The sequence below is a fragment of the Methanolapillus millepedarum genome (genome assembly GCF_032594115.1).
GTDB classification, from domain to species: Archaea; Halobacteriota; Methanosarcinia; order Methanosarcinales; family Methanosarcinaceae; genus Methanolapillus; species Methanolapillus millepedarum.
Genome location: NZ_CP131060.1, coordinates 1,216,605 through 1,239,355 on the forward strand (window position 1 = coordinate 1,216,605; position 22,751 = coordinate 1,239,355).

At 44.3% G+C, this 22,751-nt stretch carries 18 protein-coding genes; 5 read left to right on the top strand and 13 right to left on the bottom strand.

Going from position 1 to position 22,751, the window contains the following annotated elements:
- Window positions 1-19: 19 nt before the first annotated feature.
- A complete protein-coding gene (gene hisS / locus MsAc7_RS05735) occupies window positions 20-1,285 on the top strand; it encodes a histidine--tRNA ligase (RefSeq protein WP_338101973.1) in 1,266 nt (421 codons plus the stop codon).
- 412 nt (window positions 1,286-1,697) lie between these two features.
- On the opposite strand, the gene MsAc7_RS05740 is transcribed toward hisS, so the two are convergent.
- From MsAc7_RS05740 to MsAc7_RS05760, 5 genes are all read right to left on the bottom strand, one after another.
- The gene (locus tag MsAc7_RS05740) at window positions 1,698-3,065 is read right to left on the bottom strand and encodes a signal recognition particle protein Srp54 (protein WP_338101974.1); all 1,368 of its coding nucleotides are present in this window, start codon (window positions 3,063-3,065) and stop codon (window positions 1,698-1,700) included.
- Between the two features lie 125 nt (window positions 3,066-3,190).
- Window positions 3,191-3,721 (bottom strand): GNAT family N-acetyltransferase, encoded by a 531-nt coding sequence (locus MsAc7_RS05745; protein WP_338101975.1) that lies wholly within the window; start codon window positions 3,719-3,721, stop codon window positions 3,191-3,193.
- A gap of 202 nt (window positions 3,722-3,923) precedes the next feature.
- On the bottom strand, window positions 3,924-4,295 hold the full coding sequence (locus MsAc7_RS05750; RefSeq protein ID WP_338101976.1) for an MmcQ/YjbR family DNA-binding protein: 372 nt from the start codon (window positions 4,293-4,295) through the stop codon (window positions 3,924-3,926).
- A gap of 3 nt (window positions 4,296-4,298) precedes the next feature.
- Window positions 4,299-6,506 (bottom strand): archaeosine synthase subunit alpha, encoded by a 2,208-nt coding sequence (gene arcS, locus MsAc7_RS05755; RefSeq protein ID WP_338101977.1) that lies wholly within the window; start codon window positions 6,504-6,506, stop codon window positions 4,299-4,301.
- 169 nt (window positions 6,507-6,675) lie between these two features.
- Window positions 6,676-7,335, bottom strand: a complete 660-nt coding sequence (locus tag MsAc7_RS05760) for an alpha/beta fold hydrolase (RefSeq protein ID WP_338101978.1) — start codon at window positions 7,333-7,335, stop codon at window positions 6,676-6,678.
- A 267-nt stretch (window positions 7,336-7,602) separates the two neighbouring features.
- Here MsAc7_RS05760 and MsAc7_RS05765 point away from each other — a divergent pair, with 267 nt between their 5' ends.
- Entirely contained in the window at window positions 7,603-8,973 is a 1,371-nt protein-coding gene (locus MsAc7_RS05765) for an FAD-binding oxidoreductase (protein ID WP_338101979.1), read from the top strand.
- A gap of 183 nt (window positions 8,974-9,156) precedes the next feature.
- A complete protein-coding gene (locus tag MsAc7_RS05770) occupies window positions 9,157-10,266 on the top strand; it encodes a (Fe-S)-binding protein (protein WP_338101980.1) in 1,110 nt (369 codons plus the stop codon).
- 183 nt (window positions 10,267-10,449) lie between these two features.
- Here the strand turns inward: MsAc7_RS05770 and MsAc7_RS05775 are convergent, their stop codons facing one another.
- The 3 genes from MsAc7_RS05775 to MsAc7_RS05785 form a co-directional block, all read right to left on the bottom strand.
- Complete coding sequence (locus MsAc7_RS05775) at window positions 10,450-11,703, bottom strand: ORC1-type DNA replication protein (protein WP_338103473.1); 1,254 nt, start codon at window positions 11,701-11,703, stop codon at window positions 10,450-10,452.
- Between the two features lie 794 nt (window positions 11,704-12,497).
- Window positions 12,498-13,799, bottom strand: a complete 1,302-nt coding sequence (locus MsAc7_RS05780) for an MFS transporter (RefSeq protein WP_338103474.1) — start codon at window positions 13,797-13,799, stop codon at window positions 12,498-12,500.
- A 264-nt stretch (window positions 13,800-14,063) separates the two neighbouring features.
- On the bottom strand, window positions 14,064-14,522 hold the full coding sequence (locus MsAc7_RS05785; RefSeq protein WP_338101981.1) for a 30S ribosomal protein S15: 459 nt from the start codon (window positions 14,520-14,522) through the stop codon (window positions 14,064-14,066).
- A gap of 354 nt (window positions 14,523-14,876) precedes the next feature.
- Here MsAc7_RS05785 and MsAc7_RS05790 point away from each other — a divergent pair, with 354 nt between their 5' ends.
- Window positions 14,877-16,538, top strand: coding sequence for an MATE family efflux transporter (locus tag MsAc7_RS05790; RefSeq protein WP_338101982.1), 1,662 nt, complete (start codon window positions 14,877-14,879; stop codon window positions 16,536-16,538).
- Window positions 16,539-16,826: 288 nt separating this feature from the next.
- Here the strand turns inward: MsAc7_RS05790 and MsAc7_RS05795 are convergent, their stop codons facing one another.
- The gene (locus MsAc7_RS05795) at window positions 16,827-18,737 is read right to left on the bottom strand and encodes a sodium:solute symporter family protein (protein ID WP_338101983.1); all 1,911 of its coding nucleotides are present in this window, start codon (window positions 18,735-18,737) and stop codon (window positions 16,827-16,829) included.
- Between the two features lie 407 nt (window positions 18,738-19,144).
- Between MsAc7_RS05795 and MsAc7_RS05800 the strand changes: the two genes are divergently transcribed.
- Window positions 19,145-19,798 (top strand): diacylglycerol/polyprenol kinase family protein, encoded by a 654-nt coding sequence (locus MsAc7_RS05800; RefSeq protein ID WP_338101984.1) that lies wholly within the window; start codon window positions 19,145-19,147, stop codon window positions 19,796-19,798.
- Window positions 19,799-19,987: 189 nt separating this feature from the next.
- Here the strand turns inward: MsAc7_RS05800 and MsAc7_RS05805 are convergent, their stop codons facing one another.
- From MsAc7_RS05805 to hisG, 4 genes are all read right to left on the bottom strand, one after another.
- A complete protein-coding gene (locus MsAc7_RS05805) occupies window positions 19,988-20,197 on the bottom strand; it encodes a hypothetical protein (protein WP_338101985.1) in 210 nt (69 codons plus the stop codon).
- Window positions 20,198-20,297: 100 nt separating this feature from the next.
- On the bottom strand, window positions 20,298-20,885 hold the full coding sequence (gene hisB / locus MsAc7_RS05810; protein ID WP_338101986.1) for an imidazoleglycerol-phosphate dehydratase HisB: 588 nt from the start codon (window positions 20,883-20,885) through the stop codon (window positions 20,298-20,300).
- Between the two features lie 45 nt (window positions 20,886-20,930).
- Window positions 20,931-21,674: a 1-(5-phosphoribosyl)-5-[(5-phosphoribosylamino)methylideneamino]imidazole-4-carboxamide isomerase gene (hisA, locus tag MsAc7_RS05815; protein ID WP_338101987.1), complete on the bottom strand. Its 744-nt coding sequence runs from the start codon at window positions 21,672-21,674 to the stop codon at window positions 20,931-20,933.
- 9 nt (window positions 21,675-21,683) lie between these two features.
- Window positions 21,684-22,544: an ATP phosphoribosyltransferase gene (gene hisG / locus MsAc7_RS05820; protein ID WP_338101988.1), complete on the bottom strand. Its 861-nt coding sequence runs from the start codon at window positions 22,542-22,544 to the stop codon at window positions 21,684-21,686.
- Window positions 22,545-22,751 lie beyond the last annotated feature (207 nt).

The following is a 22,751-nucleotide window of genomic DNA, read 5'->3' on the forward strand; positions in this document are numbered from 1 at the left end:
TAACCAACGGAGCATGATTATGGAAATTTCAAAACCGCGCGGCACGCGAGATTTTTTACCGGAAGAAGTGGCCGGCCGGCGAAGCGTCGAATCCAAACTTCGGGACGTTGTCAAAAGATGGGGTTACGGTGAAATCATCACGCCGACGTTTGAAGAACTGGAGCTTTTTACGCTGAAGTCCGGCGAGGGTATCATTGGGGAGCTTTACAATTTCAAAGATAAGGGCGACCGCGAAATGACGCTGCGCCCGGAACTGACAGCGCCGGTTATGCGCGCGTATGTGAATGAAATGCAATCCTTTCCAAAGCCGGTCAAATTGTTTTATTTTGAAAATTGTTTCCGCTACGAGCGCCCGCAAAAAGGACGTTTCCGAGAATTTTGGCAGTTTGGAACAGAACTGATCGGCAGCGCAAAACCGGAAGCTGACGCCGAAGTAATCGCGCTTGCGATGAACTTGTTAAACGCGGTCGGCGTCAAAGGAGATCTGAATATCGGAAATCTGTCCGTTCTTCGCCATTTGCTTTCTCAAGTGACAACAGATTTGGAATCACAAGGAAAGGTGATGCGGATCATTGACAAAATGACTAAGGATCCGGAAGAAGAAAAAAACCTGACCGCGCTTTTGGCCGAAATGAAGGCAGCGCCGCAATTGATTGAAAAAATCAAAGCGGTCATTTTATTGACCGGAAAAGACGGTTTGGCCGCCGTCAAAAAAGCCCGTGAAATCGCGGGACCGCTTCCGGAATTGGACGCTTTTGAAAAAACATTGACGCTTTTGTCCGCCTACGGCATCAACGATTATACCGTTAATTTCGGTGTCGCACGCGGTCTTGATTATTACACCGGAATTGTTTTTGAGATTTATGCCGACGGACTCGGCGCCCAAAAACAAGTTTGCGGCGGCGGCTCCTACAAGCTGATCAGCCTTTTTGGCGGCGGCGATGTTGTTTCAACCGGATTCGGAATCGGTTTTGACCGGATTATGGAAATTTGCGACAAACAAGTCCCAAAAATCCCGAGCATTGTTTTGGTCTCAAAACCGGAAACGCAAGCGGAAAGTATCAAGCTGGCCAATGATCTTCGGAAATTCGTCTCCGTTCAGACCGACATCATGGGACGGAATTTCAAAGCGCAAATGGAGTTTGCGAACACAATAAAAGCTGATTATGTGCTGATTGTCGGTGAAAAAGAGTTGGAATCGGGACTTTTCTCACTGAAAAATATGGAAACAGGCGAACAAGTTTCACTCAACCGGGACGATTTGTTAAACAAATTCAAAAATTAAAATCGTCCCCGAGTTTTATTTTTTCAATTTCCAATCGCATCTGCTGTTTTCAATTTCCAATCGCATCTGCTGTTTTCAATTTCCAATCGCATCTGCTGTTTTCAATTTCCAATCGCATCTGCTGTTTTCAATTTTCAATCGCATCTGCTGTTTTTAATTTCCAATTGCATCTGCTGTTTTCAATTTCCAATTGCATCTGCTGTTTTCAATTTCCAATTGCATCTGCCATACTGTACCCAATCCCGTTCATCGGAATCCGCTTAATCAGACGCGATACGCGTCTGATTAAGCGTGGCGGTTTGCATGATTAAAATAAAAAACAGAGGATGGTTTTTTGAAAACTCAAAAGAGAATGTGTCGCCATAACGCGCGCGCAACCGCTCACCAAAAAAGAAAAACAAAAAGGAAAAAATCAGAACGGGAATTTTCCCATATCTCCCATTCCGCCCATGTTTCCTTTTTTCATCATTTTCTGCATGCTTCGGCCGCCGCCTTTTCCGGCAAAATTCTTAAAGGCGTTTTGCATGTTTTTGTGATACTTGAGGAGTTCACGAATGTCATCCGGGCTGCGTCCGCTGCCGCGGGCAATCCGAGAAATCCGGTGAGCGCTGATGATTTTTGGATCGTTGAGCTCGTCTTCCGTCATCGAATCCATGATGACTTTGAACACTTTCATTTTTTGTCCGGTATCATCCAAATCCTTATCGGAAAGCTTGGCGCCGCCAAGACCCATGGAACCGAGCGGAAGCATTTTCATAATCTGCTTTAAGGGACCCATTTTGTTCATCGCTTCCAACTGCGCATACATATCGTTGAGCGTAAAACGTCCCTTCATGATGTTTTCAACACTCATGTCGGACTCTTTCATCGAATCCTGAACTTTCTCAAGAAGCGATTGCAAGTCGCCCATGCCGAGAAGACGTGAAATAAACCGGTCGGCATCAAACTTTTCAAAGTCGTCCGGCGTTTCTCCCGTTCCAATGAAAGCAATCGGCGCCCCGATTTCGGAAACAGCCGATAGTGCGCCGCCTCCTTTGGCGGTTCCGTCCAACTTCGTAATAATAATGCCGGTCACACCGACAGAATCGTTAAACGCTTTGGCTTGAACGCCGGCCTGTTGGCCGATGGCGGCGTCAAGAACCAAAAACTTCTGGTCCGGTTTTGCTTTGTCATTGATTGCTTCCATTTCCGCAATCAAATCCGCTTCCAAAGCGTGGCGCCCGGCCGTGTCAATAATTTTGATATCGTACTTTTCAATATCTTTAAGACCGCGCTCGACAATCGCGACAGCGTCTTTTTCACCTTCTTCGCCGTAGAAATGAACATTCAGTTTGTCGCACAAAATTTTCAGCTGCTGGTAAGCACCCGGACGGAAATTGTCCGCGCCGATGACCGCCGGTTTTAATCCTTTCTTTTGGAAAAAGCGGGCCAATTTCGCAACCGATGTTGTTTTTCCGCTTCCTTGAAGACCAACCATCATAATCGTTTGCGGCTTAAGCTCAATATTGGCGCCTTTGCCCATGATGCCGATCATTTCCTGATACACAATCCGGACGACATGTTCACGCGGGTCGGCGCCCTTTTCCGGTTCTTCCTTAAGCGAGCGGTCCTTAATCCTCTTTGACATATCCATAACGAGTTTGACATTGACGTCCGACGTCAAAAGCGCCCGCTGAATGTCTTTGACCACTTCATTGACAACATTTTCATCGATCCGGTTCGCGCCGATTAATTTTCGAAGAGCGCCTTGAAGCGAATCGCCTAATTTATCCATAACCATAATAATTTCCTGAAGAGTGATTTGAAAACAATTTTTAACAGTTTAAAAATAAAAATGATAAATGATAATTGAAACTAAGATGTTGTTTTGATATTTAAAAAGCGTGTAAAAATGAATTTGCCTCCTCAGTTCATTTTCTTCTTCTCGGAATTTGCCTTCCCACTCCGGCTTTCAAACAAACGCAGCTGCTCTTTTTGATGGAAATAGGAATTCAAATTGACCATCATCACATAACCGTCTTCACCGTCCGAATAGTATTTGGACTCAATCCATGTCGGCGTAAATCCGAGTTTTTTGTAAAGATTGATAGCCGGCTCATTACTGATTCGGACTTCCAATGACGCTTTTTGAAGGCCTTTGAGCAAAAAGTACGTGCAGATGTGGTCCACCAAAAGTTCAGCAATGCCTTGATTGCGGTGATATTTGCTGACCGCAAGCGAGAAAATATGTCCTTCGGCGTCCGAAAGCGCGTACCCGACAACAAAACCGACGACATCGGGACCGATGGCGCACACGAAAAAACCGTCCTGCAGGAACTCATAAAATTGAATGTATTCATACGGATTGTGTTCCTCAAAAGCTTCCGCCTCCAGTATCAGAATACTGTATTCATCGTTGGGATGATAACGACGGATAATTGGGTAAGGCGGAGTCATAGGAATCCTTTCAAAAATGGTTTTTAAATTTGTTTTGGGTTTTACAATTCATATCGTCCGAAAAGGAGAAGCCGGACACGAATCAATTGTCCAAGAAATATATAAAAGATTTTGTTTCAATTTTTTTGAATAGATTCAAATTTAATGAAAACAGATCCATTGACTGGTTTTTGAATTAATTTATATTGTCTGAATTCAGACTTTACTTCGTCAACGCATAACTTAAATCAATCAAACCGTACATTTTTTCCGGGGAAACGGTTTCCAACAAAACCGTAATCCAGTGCTCTTTATTCATGTGCCAGGCCGGCAAAATGCCCGGCTCGCTTTTCAGCGAACCGATCAAAAGAGGATCGCATTTCAAATTCATCGCGTCAACCACTCGATTTCCCTCCAAACCTAACTTTTTTTCAGAAACATCAACGATGGCACCGAACCATTTGCGGTTATGTTCATGTCTTAAAATGGCGTAATTCGGCGTCCGCATCCACGGATAGTCGGGATCGACGCCGTATTTTTCTTTGACATAAACGAGGATTTCTTCCCGGCGGATCATAATAGCTTCTTCCAGCATTTATTATTCAGGCTCAACCATCCATTTCGTGTGCCTTGGCAAAACCGCAACGCCTTTTGTCGCCGTCTTCATTTCAATACCCGACATTTTCGCTTTTCCGACGCCGATTACATTGTCGCCGAGAATAATCACATCGTCGCCGACACGGATATTTTCATCCGCGTCAATAATTCCGGGTGCGAGAAGCGAGCCTTTGGGCAGGAAATTGTCAATCCGAACCGTGTATTGTCCGGAATAGTCCGGCGATTGAATGATTTTTTCGGCGCCGGCAATGGAAATCGCGAGCTGTCCGAATTGGGGAACCAGCGTTGCCAACTGCTCGTTCTGGTCAAAAATTTGAAATTTCGGGAAATTGCCTTTGACAATGGTTTTTTCCGAAAAGAGCGCCTCGCCGACCGGACCGAATTGGTAGCGGATAATCGCACGCGCTTGATCCGGTTTTTCCTCATTCGGATTCCGTTTCAAAAGAAGCGGCTTTTGCTTTTGTTTTCGGTTTGGTTTTTGATTTGAATCTTGGCTTAAGTTTTGGTTTTTGATATTTCCATCAGAATCCGCATCCTCACTTTCGTTGCCGGCCGGAATAGATGCATTCACCAAACCATCCAACGTTGCTCTCAAATTTTTCAAACTTTCCTGCGACGTCAGGCTTTTTTTGCCGGTAAAAATGATGGGAATTCCCGATTTATTGGAAACCGCTTCGCAAATTTCACGGTATGGGCCTTCCACATGCGCAATAATGTGTTTGTATTGGTTTTTGTTTTTGATCAAATAAGATTCAAGAAGTCCGCCGACCCAAGCCCGTTCTTCCAAATCCCAGTGTCCGGTGACGGTTGTATCGTAGTGCGCCGCCGGGTAGGTGAGTTCAAGTTCCCGCGGCACAAGCCCGACGGGCGATGTGATGATGATTTCGTTTACATATTTGCGGTTGCGTTCAATCGCTTGAATAAAACGCTGGTGAGAATTCGAAATCGAGTATGGCTTTTTCATGGCGCAGGGAAAAATGATCAAAATTTCCTTTTGAGGCGCTTCATAATGGTCAACAATCCGATGGGCAAAACGCACGATTTCGGCGCGGTTTTGAGATTCAGCTGTCGTCGCGTACAGCGTTTCCCGCCGGAATGTCGGCGCATTCCTTTCGGCGTAACCACCCGTTCGATCATACAAACGGAGAAGCCCGGTCAGCCACGTTTTTGTCCGGCATTGTCCTTCCACATATTCCCGGAGAAGGTTCGCCCGAATTTTTTCACGGACCAAAGACAATTCTGCCAGAAGTGCCCCCACATTGTGAATTTCCAACAAGGCGGCACGTTCGCTTTTAGACATTTCCCGCAACTCCTTCGCGGATTTTCCAACGCAAGCTGAACATCGGCACGGCAGTTCCGCCAAATCTTCCAAATAAAAAGTTCCGGCCGTTGTCATATACAGATCGTTATAGGCGGCAATAACAGCGCGCGTTGAATCAAAAATGTCGGCGCCAAGCCACACCAAAACAGCAACATTTTCCGGCGTGGCAAGATTCGGAAGCCAAAGCGCCGAATCGTACGGGATTCGGTTTTTGACGTCTAAAAACGCATTAAAAAAACCGATGGCATCGTCTTCAAATGTGCCGGCGCCTTCCATGATATAAACGTCATATCCCAACTTTTCGGAACCGGAATTGAAGCCGGAGCCGGAAGCGTTTCCGGCAACGGATTTAACAACTGTTTCGGAAGAACAGCAATCGTCATTTTCAAATACAGAATCCGTTTCATAATCGGTCTCAGAATCGGAATCCGCATCGATTTCAAAAGAGCTGTCCACCGCAACGGAACTGAAATGCTTTGAAAAAGCCGGTTTCGGACGAACCATTCCCGCCAGCGGAATTTTTCCCAAAATATCCGCTTCAAGAACCGCCTCCCGAATTTTTCGAGTTCGTTTAGCGTCGTCTTCTTCCGGATAAGTCAATGTGAATTGCGCGCGCGGAAGAATGAACAATTGTTTGTTTCCGAACTCATTTCCTTTTTTTTGAATTTCAGCAACCGCCGATTTGATTTCTTCCGAATCATCCGGCTTAAATTTCCAAAGCGTTCCCGTGTTTTGAAACGGATAATCGGAATCAGACGCCAAAAGAGCGGAATCCACCATAAAAGGCGTTTTTATACTTTTTTCAAGAAGGAGTTTGCCGATGCGGGCTGCGCCGTCCCGCTCCTCGACTTCAAAAAATTTCGTCATGAATTCTTAAAGACGTTTCATGAATAAAAAAACTCTTGTTCGGGCCAATCCGAATTAAAAAATAAAACCCCGGTTTTATCGCAACGTTCAAAAAACATGTTGCTGCAACGCGCGCGGTGGCACCGTTTGAAAAAACAACAAAACTGAGCAAAAATCAATCATCCATTCCTCATTCACTAAAAAAAGAAACAAAATTCGGATACAAAACATCTTGATGCGTCACGTAACTGTCATGCTCATGCCCTTTCATAATGAGCAATTCAGCATTTGGAAGCGCCGCCGCGATTTCTTCAAACAATCTCGGCCGGAAAAGATCAAATTCCGCTCCGATGACCAATGCCGGAACAGAAATGCTTTTAAGACTCTCCAATTCGATATTCGGCTGCTCCAACATCAATTGAAACAGCGGGTCTTTGGTTTCTTCATACATTTCCGAGATGAAGCGAATGTTTTCTTCAGTAAAGTCAGATGGTTTTAAATTGAGACCCAAAAGCGCCATTTTGGAAACCACTCCCGGATGGTGCATCGCCAAAAGTAAATTGATGATGGCACCGTCGCTGAATCCGGCCAGATTCACTTTTCCCAAATTCAGCGCCGAAATAAACGCATAAACATCCTCTGTCATTGTTTCATAAGAATAATCGTCCGTCTTTTCGCTTTCTCCGTGATTTCGGCTGTCAACGGCATAAACCGTAAAGTTTTGGCGAAGTTTTTTTGAAAGTTCATCGAAAATGTGATGATCTTCTCCGTTCCCATGCAAAAGAATGAGCGGTGTGCCGGAGCCGGATTTTTCATAAAATAAGTTGACATTGTTGACTTTTATTTTCATATTTATCTTTGTATGAAACAGTTTGGCAGGTTATTTATTTTTTTCCGATTGTCTCCACCCAAAATATTTGGTCCATTTTCGATAAACATTTGAATCGAATTTTCTATTCTTTGAACAAAATATATATACGGATTCGACATGAAGAATGAAAAATATCATAAATATAAACCCAAAATAATCTCAAAATTAAAAATAAGGTTTACAATAAAATTGGCGATAAAATTTTATCAATATAATTCATATAAATTCGATTGTTGTTGATTCTCAATGGACACTTACGAACAACTCAAAAGCATCTTTGGAGAACGGGTCACAAAAGCGTCGTCCGACCTTTGCTGTTATTCAGCCGACGGCTCGCAGGTGCGCGGCCGCCCCGAATTTGTGGCGCTTCCGAAATCGACCGAAGAAGTCTCCCAAGTTTTGGCGTTTGCCAATGCTCAAAAAATTCCGGTGACGACACGCGGCGCGGGAACCGGTCTTGCCGGCGGCTCTGTTCCGCTGGCGGGCGGGATTGTTCTGGATATGACACAAATGAACCGGATTCTTGAAATCGACATCGACAACATTCAAGTCGTGGTGGAACCGGGCGTCGTTCAAGACAAACTCAACGAAAAACTCAAACCGTACGGCTTTTTCTTTCCCCCAAATCCCGGCAGTTCCGCCACCTGCACCGTCGGCGGACAGATTGCCAACAACGCAAGCGGGATGCGTTGCGTTAAATACGGAACGACGAAAAATTACGTGCTGGATTTGGAAGTGGTGCTGGCGGACGGAACCGTCATCAATACCGGATCTAAATGTTTGAAATCATCGGCCGGATACGATTTATCCCGGCTCTTCGTCGGTTCGGAAGGAACGCTCGGCGTCATCACAAAAGCGACGCTGAAGATTGCCCCGCTTCCGAAATCCCGAAAACTGATCATGGTGTCGTTTGAAACACCGGAACTGGCCGGACAATCGGTTTCCCGGATTTTTGCGGCCGGCGTGACGCCGTCAGCGTGTGAAATTTTGGACAAAACATCCATTCAAGTATTGACCAAGCTGGACCCGAATGTCATTTTGCCCAAAGACGGCGACGTCATTTTGTTTGAAGTGGACGGCAGCAAAAACGCGGTGGACGAGTCCGCTGAAATGCTTGCGGCCGCCTGTAAGGATATTGCCAACAGTGTTCTGGTGACCGGAGACGCTTCCAAAATGAAAGAAATCTGGGACGCAAGAAGTCTTCTTGGCGCCGCGGTTTCTAAAATGGATCCGACCAAAACCCGAATCTATGTCGGGGAAGACTTAGGCGTTCCGATCAAAAAATTGCCGGAAATGCTTTCGAAAGTGTATGAAATCGCCGACGATGTCGGTCTTTTGCCGATGATTTACGGACACATCGGCGACGGAACCGTACATGTCGGACAATTCATTGATGTGCTGGACGAAAAAGAATGGGATAAACTGAATGAAGCGGCTGACCGTCTTCACTTGGCGGCGATTGAACTCGGCGGAACCGTCAGTTCCGAACACGGCATCGGCGCAGCACGCGGCATGTATCTTGAAAAACAATGCGGTCCGGCATTTAACGTGATGAAGGAAATTAAAAAATCGCTGGACCCGAACGGCATTTTAAATCCCGGAAAGCTGGGCATGTAAAAATAAAGTTAAAACAAAACCGATTCCGGCTTGGTTATACTTCAAAAAATGTGTCGTCATAACGCGCGCGCATTGCCGTCAAAAAAATCAAAAACGAAAAAACAAACACATTTTGCTTATCAGTTTCAGTTAACTTTTGATTGATTTAAATTCAAATTCATGATTTATTGAGGAAATATACGAATGTCTTTTTCAAAAATGGATAAGAGGGATTTGTACCGCTGCGTCAGCTGCGGCAACTGCCGGTCGGTTTGCCCGGTTTTTGAGCAGAGCGGCTGGGAGTCGCAGAATACGCGCGGACGCATTCTTCTCATTCGCGACCTGTTTGAAGGCGCTGCGACGGATGAATCGGTTTTTGACAGCTTAAATACCTGCACCACCTGCGGCTACTGCGCAACAACGTGCCCGGCCGGCGTCAACCCACCGGAATTGGTGGAAGCGGCTCGGTACGGGTTGGTCGCGCTCGGCAAAATGACGCCGACGCAAGCCAAAATTCATGATAATGTGAAAACTTACGGGAATACATTAGCCTCTTCCGACGACCGCCGCGGTTGGATTGCCGGCGAAACGTTTGAGATGCCCAAAAATCCCGAATATATTTTCTTTGTCGGATGCCTTGATTCTTACCGTTTTCCGGACAACGCAAAAAAAACATACAGAATCCTGAACAAACTCGGCGTCGGACTTTTGGAAGAAGAAAAATGTTGCGGATCACCGCTTCTCCGCATCGGTTTTGACGCGGATAACTTGATCCGGCACAATCTGGAACAAATTCAAAAAACAGGCGCGCACACAATTATTGCCGGATGCGCCGGATGCTACAATACGCTCCGGAATAACTACAAATCTTTAGCGGCGGAGATGGGGATCGAATTCTCCGTGGTGACAGTTTCCCAATATTTGGCGTCGCACCTGGACGACTTGAAAAAGGCCGGACTTCATCAGTTGGATATGAAAGTTACGTACCACGACCCGTGTCATTCCGGCCGCCACAATGGTATTTTTGAGGAGCCGCGCCAAATTATCGAAGCGGTTGTCGGTCCGAAAAATTTCATCGAAATGACCTCCAACCGGGAAAAATCTCGGTGCTGCGGCGGCGGCGGCGGCGTCCGTTCGGGTTACAATGATTTGTCAATGGCGATGGCGAGACGGCGGCTGGACGATATTCCAAAAAGTGTCGACTATTTGGTGACGACATGCCCGCTTTGCTACCGGAATTTAAGGGACGCGGCCGGCAACGACGTCAAAGTCATGGATATTGTCGAATTGATTGAAATGGCTATGGAGAAATGATTTTTTCTTTCCTCTTTTGTTTTTCTCATTTTTTCATTTCTTTTTTTACCGGCTTTAAAAACGACCCCGGATTTTGACGATTTTGAAAAAAACGATTGCTATAACGCGCGCGTCGACGCTGACGCAAAAAAAGAAAAGCAAACCGAAAAAAATAATAAAAAAACAAAAACAGAAGCCGGAAATTTAGAAATATCCGACTTTGACGTTATATCCTTGAAGCGGGTTTAATTTATAATCTTCAATGAGGACATCGTACGTGTTTTTGACCGGAACGGACAACGAAATTTCTTTGGTTCGGCCGTAACGGCCTTTGCTCACGACCATCGCGTTAATGATGCCGAGCATATCGAGTTCCGACATGAGATCCGTCACGCGGCGCTGCGTTAAAATGTCCATATCAATCGATTTACACATTTTGCGGTAAATGTTGTACACTTCACCGGTGGTAATGGTGGACGGCTGCCCGAGTTGATTTTGGTTTTGGACGCTGAGGTTGAGCATCACAATGCTGAAAAGAACAAGTTTGGATTGCGTCGGAAGAGTACGGACGACTTCTACAATCCGGTCCACTTCGATTTTATCCTGGGCGATTCGGACATGGCTTTCGGTGACTTTTCGCTCTTCTTTGCGCTCCGCGATTTCGCCGGACACGCGCAGCAAATCAAGCGCGCGCCGGGCGTCGCCATGTTCCTGAGCAGCCAACGCCGCGCATAAGGGAATCACGGACCCGTCTAAAACGTTGTCGTTGTAAGCAATCGCCGCCCGCTGGTACAAAATGTCACGGATTTGGTCGGCGTCATAAGGCGGGTAAATGATTTCTTCTTCGCCGAGAGAACTTTTAACGCGCGGATCTAAAAAGTCGGTGAATTTTAAATCGTTTGACACGCCAATGATACTGACTTTGGCGCGCTTGAGATTCGCATTCATGCGGGAAAGATTGTACAAAACGTCGTCGCCTTTTTTCACCAATTTGTCGATTTCATCCAAAATCACGATGAGAACCTGCTCTTGAGTATCGAGCGCTTCTTTGAACTTTTGAAAAACCTGATCGGTCGGCCATCCTGTCATTGGGATGTCTTCCCCGAAATGGCGGGCCAAATTCGCAAGCAGTCGGTATTGCGTGTCGATTACTTCGCAATTGACGTAAATGACAGAGCATTTGACGTTCATGCGCTCGCTCATATTTTCGAGTTCTTTTCCCACGTAACGCGTCACCGCCGTCTTTCCGGTGCCGGTTTTGCCGTAAATAAGAATATTGGATGGCGTTTCGCCCCGGAGTGCCGAGACCAGAATTGTCGCCAATTCTTCGGTTTGGGTGTCGCGGTGTACCAAAACATCAGGGGTATAGGAATGTCTGAGGACTTCTTTGTTCTTGAAAATGGATTCACTTTCAAGCAGACGGGTAAATAATTGATTCAGGGAGCTGGTCATAATTATTAATCTCCTGTATAGGAAAGCAAACGCCCGAAAAAACGGAGCGGCCGATAAGTGTGACAAAGATGATAAAGAAATTTACCGAAAGGAACGTCAATTGTTTTTGATTTTAATTTTTGATGTCGGATATTTTAACGCCGTTTTGATTTTTTTATTGCACCCATTATTGTTTTCAATGGGAAAGCATTTTGAAAAGATGGTGTGGCGACATCTTTGGGAGGTTTATCTGAAAATCTGAAAAATCCGTGAATGGAAAGAAATGAATAATAATGCACAAAGGGAAGGCAAATTTTTAAGATTGAATCCGTTGAATTTCGAATTGAAATTGGAATTAATCCAATAGAAGTATAGGTGTATAAAGGTTATGGTAAAACCCCCCTTTAGTTCTAATGGAAAAACAATAACGGTTGCCAAATTAAATAAATAGGTTTTTTTGAACGGAATCCGAAATATAGATTCAATGTGATTTAAAATATCAAAAAAAAGGATGTCGGAAAACTTCATTTCAAAAAGAGAGATGTGATTTGAACAAAATTTTAATTTCCAATGGAAGAAAGAGGATTAATCGTGAAGGACTGTTTCGACTGAAAAGAAATAAAAATAGAGATCAGAAGAAAGTTTTTATAATTTTTTAAATTTATGGAAGGAAAATTATTTCTATAATTTTCCGAAACCTGAACGAGAAATGAAGCATTCGTTCGACGGTACATAAATCAATTCATTTAATCAATTCATTTAATCAATTCATTTTAATCAATTCATTTTAATCAATTCATTTAATCAATTTATTGAAAAGATCATTCCTTGACTTCATGTCCGCCGGCCGGATAAAATTCACCCTGACGATAGAATTTTTTGTTGAAAAAAATGGCAATCGACATGATAACAATGAGGACTCCGCCGTAGAGAACCATGGTTTGGACGGGAATTACGTCGGCCGCCGGGCCGAAGAACAGCATCGCAAGCGGCATCAACGCCGTGAAAATGATTTGAATCAAACTAAAAACGCGCCCCTGCTTCTCGGGTTCTATTTTTTCCTGAATCATGCCCATAATCGGTGAATTGACAAGCGGCATCGTTAAGCCGACAATGAACATCAAGATTAAATAAATCCAAAGGGTTTGCGTGAGGCCGAAACAGAACGTAAAAAGACCGAACGCGGCCAAGCCGAAAATCATCGTTTTAACCCGATTTTTAAAGCCGCCCCATGCCCCGATGAGAAGGCCGCCGAAAAGAGTTCCGATAAAAAAGGACATTTCATTCAACGTTAAATAAAGATAGTTTTCTCCAAACACCTGCGTCACCATCAGGATATTTAAAAAAGCGGCCGGAACGCATAAAATCGTGAAAAACGCATAAATGGTAAAAAGCGGCCTCAAAAACGGGTGATCCAGGCTGTATTTGAATCCTTCTTTCAAATCCGCAAAATGACTCATTTGAACAGTTTCCTGCGCTCTTTTATGTTTTGAAATAGGAATCAACAGAAGAATCACAATACCGATTGCGGCTGTAACGACATCAATCATTAAGATCGTGGAGAATTTACCGTAAATCAAGATGGCACCGGCAACCGCCGGCGCGGCGAGACCGACAATTGATTGAAGCGATCCGTTGATGCCGTTGATTTTAACAAGACGGTCAGGCGGAACGATCTGCGGAATTAAAGCGTTCATGGCCGGCATTTGAATGCCTGTGCCGACAGAACGGACAGCGGCAATCAGCAAAAGCGCGGAAATAGACATGTGACCGGCCGTCAAATAGATAATCAACGCCAGCGTCGCCAAGGCAATGCCTCCGTCGGCAATGATAATCAATATTTTCCGGTTGTATTTGTCCGCCCAAACGCCCGAAAAAAATGAAATCAAAAACTGCGGAACGAAAGAACAAAGGATAATCATCGTTGTCATGACGCCCGACCCTGTTGTCAATGTAATGTGCCAAATAATCGCATACATCACAAGAGACGAACCAAAAAGCGTAATCGCCTGACTCCCGAAAAAAAGAGCCGCCTTTTGTTTCCAATTTGCAAACAGATCTTGAGTTTCGATGGATTTTGAGTTTTCGATAATTATTCCTCCTGTTTGCCGCCGACGGGAAATTTAAAGGAGGATTTGAAACTATAACTAGATTTCTTTTTTGGTTCATTTGTTGTTTATTTTGTTGTTTGTTTGTTTGTTGGCCGCCGGCGCCGCGCGTGTTATAGCGACACTTTTTCTTTTTGAGCCAAGCAAACGGCACCAGCCGTTTATTTTTAAAAAAGAGGAAAAAAAGCCAGAACATAAAAAATATGAAGAAGTAAATTCGAAAATAAAAAAAGGGAAACAAAACTTGTTTCCCGAAATTGTAAATATTTATTTTGGAACTTACCGGGTCAACATAACTTCTGCGGTTTCCGGCTTGTAAACCCAGTCCATCGGCAGAACTTTTGTGCTGTGGTAGTATTTCACAAGTCTTCTGATCTTGGATTCCGTCAATTGAAGGGATCTCTTGTTGTGAAGGTCCTTTTTGTTAGCGGACAAGTGTTTGCGAAGGCCCAAGGCTTTTATAATGAGGTTGGTCAAATCTTCCGGAATGTGCGGGTTGACTTGGTTGTCTTTGAGGATTTGAGTGATTTTTTTGCCGGTCAAGAGTTTAACATCGCCGACACCGTATTGGTCTCTTAAAACCATGCCGATTTCACTGGTGGAAACGCCTTGCTTCCATAAGTCAAGAATGACTTTGACAGCATCTTCGGACGATACATTAACCCATTCGGGGACTTCGGTTCTAAACGGCTTTTTCGAGCCGGCTTGACCTTTTCTTTTGGTGTGCATTTTTGCCATATTTGTCAACTCCGAATAACCGCTACTTCGAAAAGTCATGTTCGAAAAGAGCAGGCATCGCCCGTCGCAACAATCATTTCTTCGCGCGTTATTGTGTCGAAAATGAATCAAAATAAGAAACAAATTGAATCAAAATCGCAACATTCCCAAACATCGGCATGATATATAAATCTTCGGAAACGAGTAAAATAATCAAAAACAAAATCGGATAAAGAGTTAATTTAGCATAAATTTTCAAACACCGCACCTCCTGCCAAAAAAATGAAATGAGATGAACAAACTACAAATATATCTTCTTACTAGGAAGAGGCAAAATTAAATAAAATCTCATTTTCAAAATCGAGGCCTTATTTTATGAAATCGGAGACAGAAAAGGAAGAACAGGAAAAAATATCGGAAGAGGTATCGGAAGAGACATCGAAAGAGGTATCGAAAGAGATATCAGAAGAGACATCGGAAAGGAAGGCAGAAAGGAAAACGGAAGAGGAACGCCAAGCGGAACAAATCATTCAAGACCAAACGGCTCAAACAGCAATAAATCGGAAAGCGGCAGATACCGAAAAACCGGCTTCCGATTGGTATGCCGATGAGAAAGGACCCGATACGGAAAAAATGACCAAAGGCGTTGCCGACCTTCTCGGAAACCCGAAAAAAGCCTTGATTAAAATATCAATTCCCGTCATGGTCGCTCTTGTTTTCCAAGCTGTTTACAACTTGGTAGACACGTTCTGGGTTGCCGGACTCGGCGAAGAAGCGCTGGCTGCCGTCGGATTGGTGTTTCCGTTTTTCCTGGGGCTTATGGCGCTTGCGACCGGCGTCGGTGTTGGTGCCGGCTCTGCGATTTCTCGATCGATCGGCGCCAAAAATAAAAAGAAAGCGGATAGCTTTGCCACACACGCCATTGTTCTGGCCGTTATCCTCAGTTTTGTTTGCTGGTTGGCAATCCCGATCATGGAACCGATTTTCGTACTGATGGGCGCCGACGAATCGTTGGCCCATGTCTCCGCCGGTTATATCAACATCTTCATTGTCTGCGTTATTTTCATTTTTTTGCTGAACATCGGCAATTCCATTCTCAACAGCGAAGGAAATTCCAAAAAAACAATGGCCGCCACGATTGTCGGTGCGCTTTTAAATTGTGTGCTGGACCCGATTTTCATTTACGACTGGGGGCTCGGACTCGGCGTCAACGGCGCCGCTTACGCCAGCGTTGTTTCATTTGCCGTTTCCATGCTGATGGTGATGTACTGGCTGCTGATTGAGAGAAAAACATATGTCACAATCAGCTTCCGCAAATTTAAATTCGATATAGGAATCGTCAAAGAAATTTTCTCGGTCGGAATCCCCGTGATGATTTCTCAACTGACCATGTCGATTTCAACTATTTTTTTGAGCGCGATTGTTCTCAATGTCGGCGGAACGAGCGGTGCGGCTATTTACACAACCGGATGGCGTATTGTTTCCATGGGAATTATGCCGATGCTTGGATTCAGCACCGGAATGACAACAATGGCCGGCGTTTCTTACGGCGGACACGATATAAAAAAGCTCAAAGACGTTTACTATTTCGCAATCATGTTCGGCATGGCGCTTGAACTTATTGTCGCCGTTTTAATCTTCATATTCGCCGAACCGATTGCCGCTGTTTTCGCGACAGGAGAATCGCTTCACTTGCATGACAGCATCGTGGAGTTTTTGAGATATATGTTCCTTTTGTTCCTGTTCTTCCCGGCCGGTATGTTAACATCGTCCATGCTCCAGGGACTTAAGATGGGAAAGTGGTCGCTTTGCCTCACGCTTCTTCGAACCATCGGATTTGAAGTGCCGTTTGCCTACCTGCTCAGCATTACCTTTGGACACGGATTGGTGGGTATTTGGGTCGGCCTTTTGGTCGGCGACTTTTTGATGATGGTTGTCAGTTTCACTTTCGGAAACTTCGTGATTCAAAAACTCAAACGCAGGTTCAAAGAAACCGGCATGGCTTCAACATCCGTTTTGTCAGCCGTTCCCAAATGACAAAACAAATTAAAAATTCAAAATAAAAATTGAAACGCCAACGGCTTCTTCTTCGGTTCATTTAAAAAAGAATCAAAACAAAGAAATCAAAAACAAAAGAATCAAAACAAAGAAATCAAAAACAAAAGAATCAAAACAAAGAAATCAAAAACAAAAGAATCAAAACAAAGAAATCAAAAACAAAAGAATCAAAACAAAGAAATCAAAAACAAAAGAAATAAAAAATAAAAATAGAAAAATAAGAGACAAGGTCTCTTATTTTTTTTTAACTTTTTTAAAACCTTAGCTTTATTTTTTGGCTTCCGGCACAATGAGATTGGTCAAAATGCCCATGGATTTGAGAAGCGCCGCGACTTCATTGTAGGCCAGGAAAACTTCCACTTGAGCGATGTTTGACCCTTCCAGGCGCGGTTCGGCCGCAACCCAAATCTCTTGTTCGTTATTTCCGCGGGAAAGCGTCGGGCAGGACAAAAGGTCGCCGTGCGTCAAGCGGTAAATCGTGTGCCGGCCGGTCGATATCCAGGCGTCGCTGGACTTTGCCAACTCGTCCGTGAAACGTTCCCAGTTGAGCGGTGCGGATGCTTTCAATTCAAGATGGAAACTTTCACGTTCGCCGGTCTTTTCGATTTTGAGCGCCTTTTTATAGGTTTTGTACTCTTCGGAATTGACATTCACGTGATCTACTTCATCGCGTTCCAAAACTTTGGCTTCGTCCGGGAAAAACGGCGCCAAATTGTACACGGAAGACTTTTTGGTCATCAATGAAACAACGACCAACGCTACCGCGCTGAGCGCCATACCGAGAATCACGCCGTGAGCAGTGAAAACCGGGCTGATGGTCTCCAAATAATAAACACCATTGGTTGCCCCCATGTAAAGGTCAATCGCAACCATGGCAATCTGAGAGACGCCGCCGACAATCAAAGAAGCCATAGCGCCTTCTTTCGTCGCACGCTTCCAGTAAAGTCCACCCATCAAGGGGAAGAAATACGCAGCGCTGGCGATGTAAGTTGCGATGTGAATGAATTCAATGATGTTAATCGGAAGGAAGGAAACAATCGTTGCACCGACGATAATAATCAAAACGGCGATTCTGTTGACAACTTTCAAATCCTTCATCGTAGCGTCCGGTTTGATGTATCTTTGGTAGATGTCGCGGGAAATGGTGGAACCGCCGGAGGTGGAGAACGTGTCCGTACAAGACATGGCAGCGGCCGTCAAACCGAGAGCGCTGGCAATGATGACCGGCGCGCCGTAATGGGATGAAATGAAGTTCAAAAGAGCGACTTCAGCGGAACCCATATCCGCGATTTCCGGATATAAAACCCGGAGACCAAGACCCAAAAGACAGCAAGAGATACCGAAAATCAAAAGCATCAAAAATGAACCGAAGAAGAAACCGTTTCTTGCGGATTTTTCGTCACGGGCAGCCCATACTTTTTGCCATTGGTCGTGTTCGGAAACCCATCCCGGCATGATGGCGATACAGAAAATCAAAATCATCGGAATGCCGATAGAAAACGGATTCCACCAACCGGCCGGCGCGGACGTCGTAATGAAATCGCTGACGGAAAGCATGCTGTCACCGCTGGCCGTAAAAATGACCGCAATCGCAAGGAAAATGGTAATTCCCGCAAGCATCAAATATTGAATCACATCGGTCCAAACGACAGCGGAAAGACCGCCGAGCAACACATAGACCGAAACGGAAACGGCAATGAGAACCGCCGCAAAAAGAGGATCAAAGCCGAAGAAAACACCGAAGATGAGAGACAGACCGGAAATGTCGGCGGCCGCGAAAAGAATCATCACAATCGCGATGATGACGGCAACCGGACCGCGAATGGAACCGGCGTATCTCTGTTCAAGAAGTTCGGGCTGCGTAATCGCCGGCAAGCTCTTAATTTTCGTGACCAAAAGACCGATTAAGAAGAGAGCAATGACGTTGGGCGCCGCGAAGGTCCAAATGGACCCAAGGCCGCCGAGTAAGTACATGGCTGTTACGGCTAAAATACCGCCGCCCGTAATCCAAGAGGCTGCCGACGCAAAGCCAAGCGGAAGAGCGCCAAGCTTTCTTCCGGCCAGCCAAAAGTCAACAACAGTTTTCTGTTTCTTGTTGAAATACCAACCAATCGCCACCAAGACAACAAGGTAAGCGGCCAGTGTTATTCCAAAACCGATAATCAAAGTTGTATCCATGAAATTCACCTGAATATAAATTAAATTTAACAATAACGATACTACGAATTAACGAAAACGTTTTTGAAGAACCGTTTTGGATGAACATTTTTGCCGTTTTAGAATAACCAAATCGTGAAACTGCAACAAGTGTGACAAATTTATTAAACTTGAAAGCAAATCATAAAAACGTTAGCAGACAATAATGATGCAGTTTCCATTTACTTTGATTATTTTAAAAATTTACAAAATTGCATAATTTATATTACATATTACAATATTTCATAACAGAATCTGCTGAAAAAATAAATATGTAAACAAAACGTAAAATCGTTATAAAATAATATATAGATTTTGATAAAAGCCCTCCATATAATGAAAATTATAATTTAAATGAGATAATATATTGAAAAGAAAATGGAAAAAATATGTCTGACCAAACGCCGCCGGAGAAAAAATTCAGTTATCGGCAAGAAGTTAAAAGAAAATTGCTGCATATGACGTCTTTTGTTTTTGTCATTTTCATATATTTGACAAACAAAGAAACCGCATGTTTAGTCATCGGCTTTTTGTTCATCGCCTTGGTCATTGCCGAGCAGCTGTGCCGGATCTTTCCGGCGCTCAACGACATTAAAATCAAATATTTTTCCCCGGTGCTGCGCGAAAATGAAAAATCGGGAAATGTGAGTTCGGTTTGGTTTTTGCTCGGCTGTTTTTTGTCGGTTCTTTTGTTTTCAAAAGAAGTCGCGATGCTTGGAATCACCATTTTGATTTTCGGAGACGCGTTTGCCGCTTTGATCGGAAAACGTTTTGGAAAACACAAATTCAAAAACGGAAAATCACTTGAAGGAACGCTCGGATTTATTGGAGTTTCCTTATTATTTCTGATCGCTTATGCTTTTATCTTGGATTTAAGCCGGATTTTTATAATTTTGTCTGTTATTTCAATTGTCGCCGCCGCGATTGTTGAAATTTATACCAAACAATTGAAAGCGGACGACAACCTGACCATTCCGTTGACTTTCGGAATTTCCATGTGGATTCTGACATGGATTTTCACCAATGTATTGGTGAATATTTAATTTTTAAATTGCATCTGCCAGTTTCTACTTTCAGTTTGTACCGACGGTTTCTATTTTACAGTTTGCACCTGCTGTTTCTACTTTCAGTTTGCACCTGCTGTTTCTACTTTCAGTTTGCATCTGCCGGTTTCTACTTTCAGTTTGTACCGACGGTTTCTATTTTACAGTTTGCACCTGCTGTTTCTACTTTCAGTTTGCACCTGCGGTTTCTATTTTACAGTTTGCACCCACTGTTTCTATTTTACAGTTTGCATCTACCGACTCCAATTCTGTCATTTCATGAAATCCGAAAAAATCAAACGCAAAGCGTTTGATTTTTCGGGGTGGTTTGCTTGATTCAAAAAAAACTGCCAAGTGCTTTACTGATTCAAAAAAACTGCCAAAGTCTTCCTGATTCAAAAATGGAACCGCAAATGGTTTTGAAATCCAAAAGAAATGTGTCGCCATAACGCGCGCGCCGGCCGCCCGCCAAAAAAGAAAAACAAAAAATAAAAAAAGATTAAAGAACGCCTTTCGTACTTTTAATCGAATCACTTTCAATGATAGTTGCGCGTTTCATGGCGTACGCGAACGCTTTAAAAAGCGCCTCAATTTTGTGATGATCGTTATCGCCTTCCGCTTTCATATTAAGATTGATACCGGACGACATGGCAAATGATTCGAAGAAATGTTTCGTCATCTGTGTGCTGTAATCACCGACGGACGGGGCGAAAAAGTCGGCTTTAAAAACCAAAAATCCGCGGCCACCGATGTCAAGCGCCACTTCGGCCAAAGACTCATCCATCGGAATCCGGGCTTCGCCAAAACGCGCAATTCCGCGCTTGTCGCCAAGCGCCTCTGCCATCACTTTTCCGAGAACGATGCCGGTATCTTCCACCAAATGGTGGCCGTCGACGTGCAAATCTCCCGAGGCTTTTACTGTCAAATCGTAACCGGAGTGACGGGAAAACGCGTCCAGCATGTGGTCAAAAAAACCGATACCGGTCTGAACGGACGATACGCCGGTCCCATCCAAATTAATGTCAATCGTAATGTCGGTCTCTTTCGTTTTTCGGGAAAAAGACGCTTTTCTTGCTTTTGGTGCCATAATTATTCCTTGAGATTTAATAATTTAAACATGACATTCAAAGTATTAAACAATTGACTTTAAAGCTGAAATTGCATCTTCAAGCGTAAATTTGTTCGTGTAAAGCGCGCTTCCGACCACGGCGCCAAAAGCACCGATCGTTCTCAATTTAAATAAATCGTCAATGGTTGTGACGCCGCCCGACGCAATCACCGGAATATTGACCGATTCGACCAACTCTTTCGTCGGATTCGTGTCAACGCCTTTTAAAAGCCCTTCCGAATCGATATTGGTAAACAAAATGTAACCGGCGCCGAGGTTCTCAAACTTTTTTCCGACATCAACCGCTTTTTCTTTGGAAATTTCCGTCCAACCTTCAATCGCCACATAGCCGTTTTTAGAGTCAAGGCCAACGACCACCGATTTTTTCCCGAAACTGTCCGACACCTCTTGAACGATCTTCGGATTTTTCATGGCGACCGTGCTTAAAATAACACGGTCAGCACCCAGAGAGAGCAAACGGCTCGCGTCTTCGAAAGAACGGATTCCGCCGCCGATTTGAATCTGAACGCCAAGCGGTTTTGCCCGGGAAATAATATCTTCGATAATCGGACCGTTGCGCCGTTTGCCTTCAAAAGCGCCGTCCAGATCCACCAAATGAAGCGTTTTCGCGCCTTTATTCACCCAAGAGACGGCAACCGCCGCCGGATCGTCAAGGGAAACCATTTCGCTTCCGGGAACACCTTGAACCAGCTGAACGCATTTTCCGTTTTTCATGTCAACGGCCGGAATGATTTCAAAATCAGCCATGACAGCACCTTAAGGAATCAGACGTTCGATCGGCAAAACCAAAATGTCGCGCGCGCCGACGATTTTTAACTTCCGAATGAGGACAAAAATTTGATCGGCTTCGACGACCGCATGAACGGCAAAAGTCGGCTCGGACGCTTCAACTTCCATGATGGTCGGGCCGTTGAGTCCCGGAATAATTTTTTCAACATCTTTAAGATGCGACGCCGGCACGTTCATCATAATGTAACGCTTTGTCTTCGCCAAAAGAACGCTCTCAATCGCCGTTTTAACGTCCGAAAGCTTGTCTTTTTGTTTCAAACTTTCTTTGTTCGCGATCAGATAAACTTTGGATTCAAACACCTGGGAGACCGGCCGCAACTTGTTAATCATCATGGTCGTTCCGGAACTTGTGATGTCCACAATCGCGTCCGCAACACCGATATGCGGCGTCATCTCGCAGGCGCCGCTGACTTGAACCACTTCAACGTCAACATTTTTTTCCTTGAAGAAGCGTTTGGTAATTTCAGGAAACTCGGTCGCGATGCGTTTTCCTTTTAAATCTTCAACTGCCGCCACCGGAGAAGATTCCGGAACTGCCAAAACCAGGCGGGAACTGCCGTATTTCAAATCCGTTAAACATTCGATGTCGGCACCGCGTTCAACCACCAAATCAAGACCGGTAATTCCCAAATCGGCTGTTCCTTCTTCAACATAAAGCGGAATATCCGCCGCGCGCGCGAAAATAAAAGTGATGTCCGGATCCGATGTTTTAGCGATTAATTGACGGCTTTCATTGCCGCCGCCGTAAACCGGAAGTCCCGCGTCTTTAAAAACCGCGAGAGTCGGCTCGTGCAAACGGCCTTTGTTGGGAATAGCAATACGAATCATTTTGATTTTCCTTTCGAATAAATAACGGGTAACAGAATAAACAATAAGTGACAATTCAAAGAATGAGAAATACAATCCGTTTTTCATTAAAAACTTAATGATTCTTTTATCAAAAACAAATTGACCGAATTTATAAACAACTCAACTTTATAAAACTTAATTACTGCAAGTTATATTCATATGTAAACAATATATAGTATTGAAACA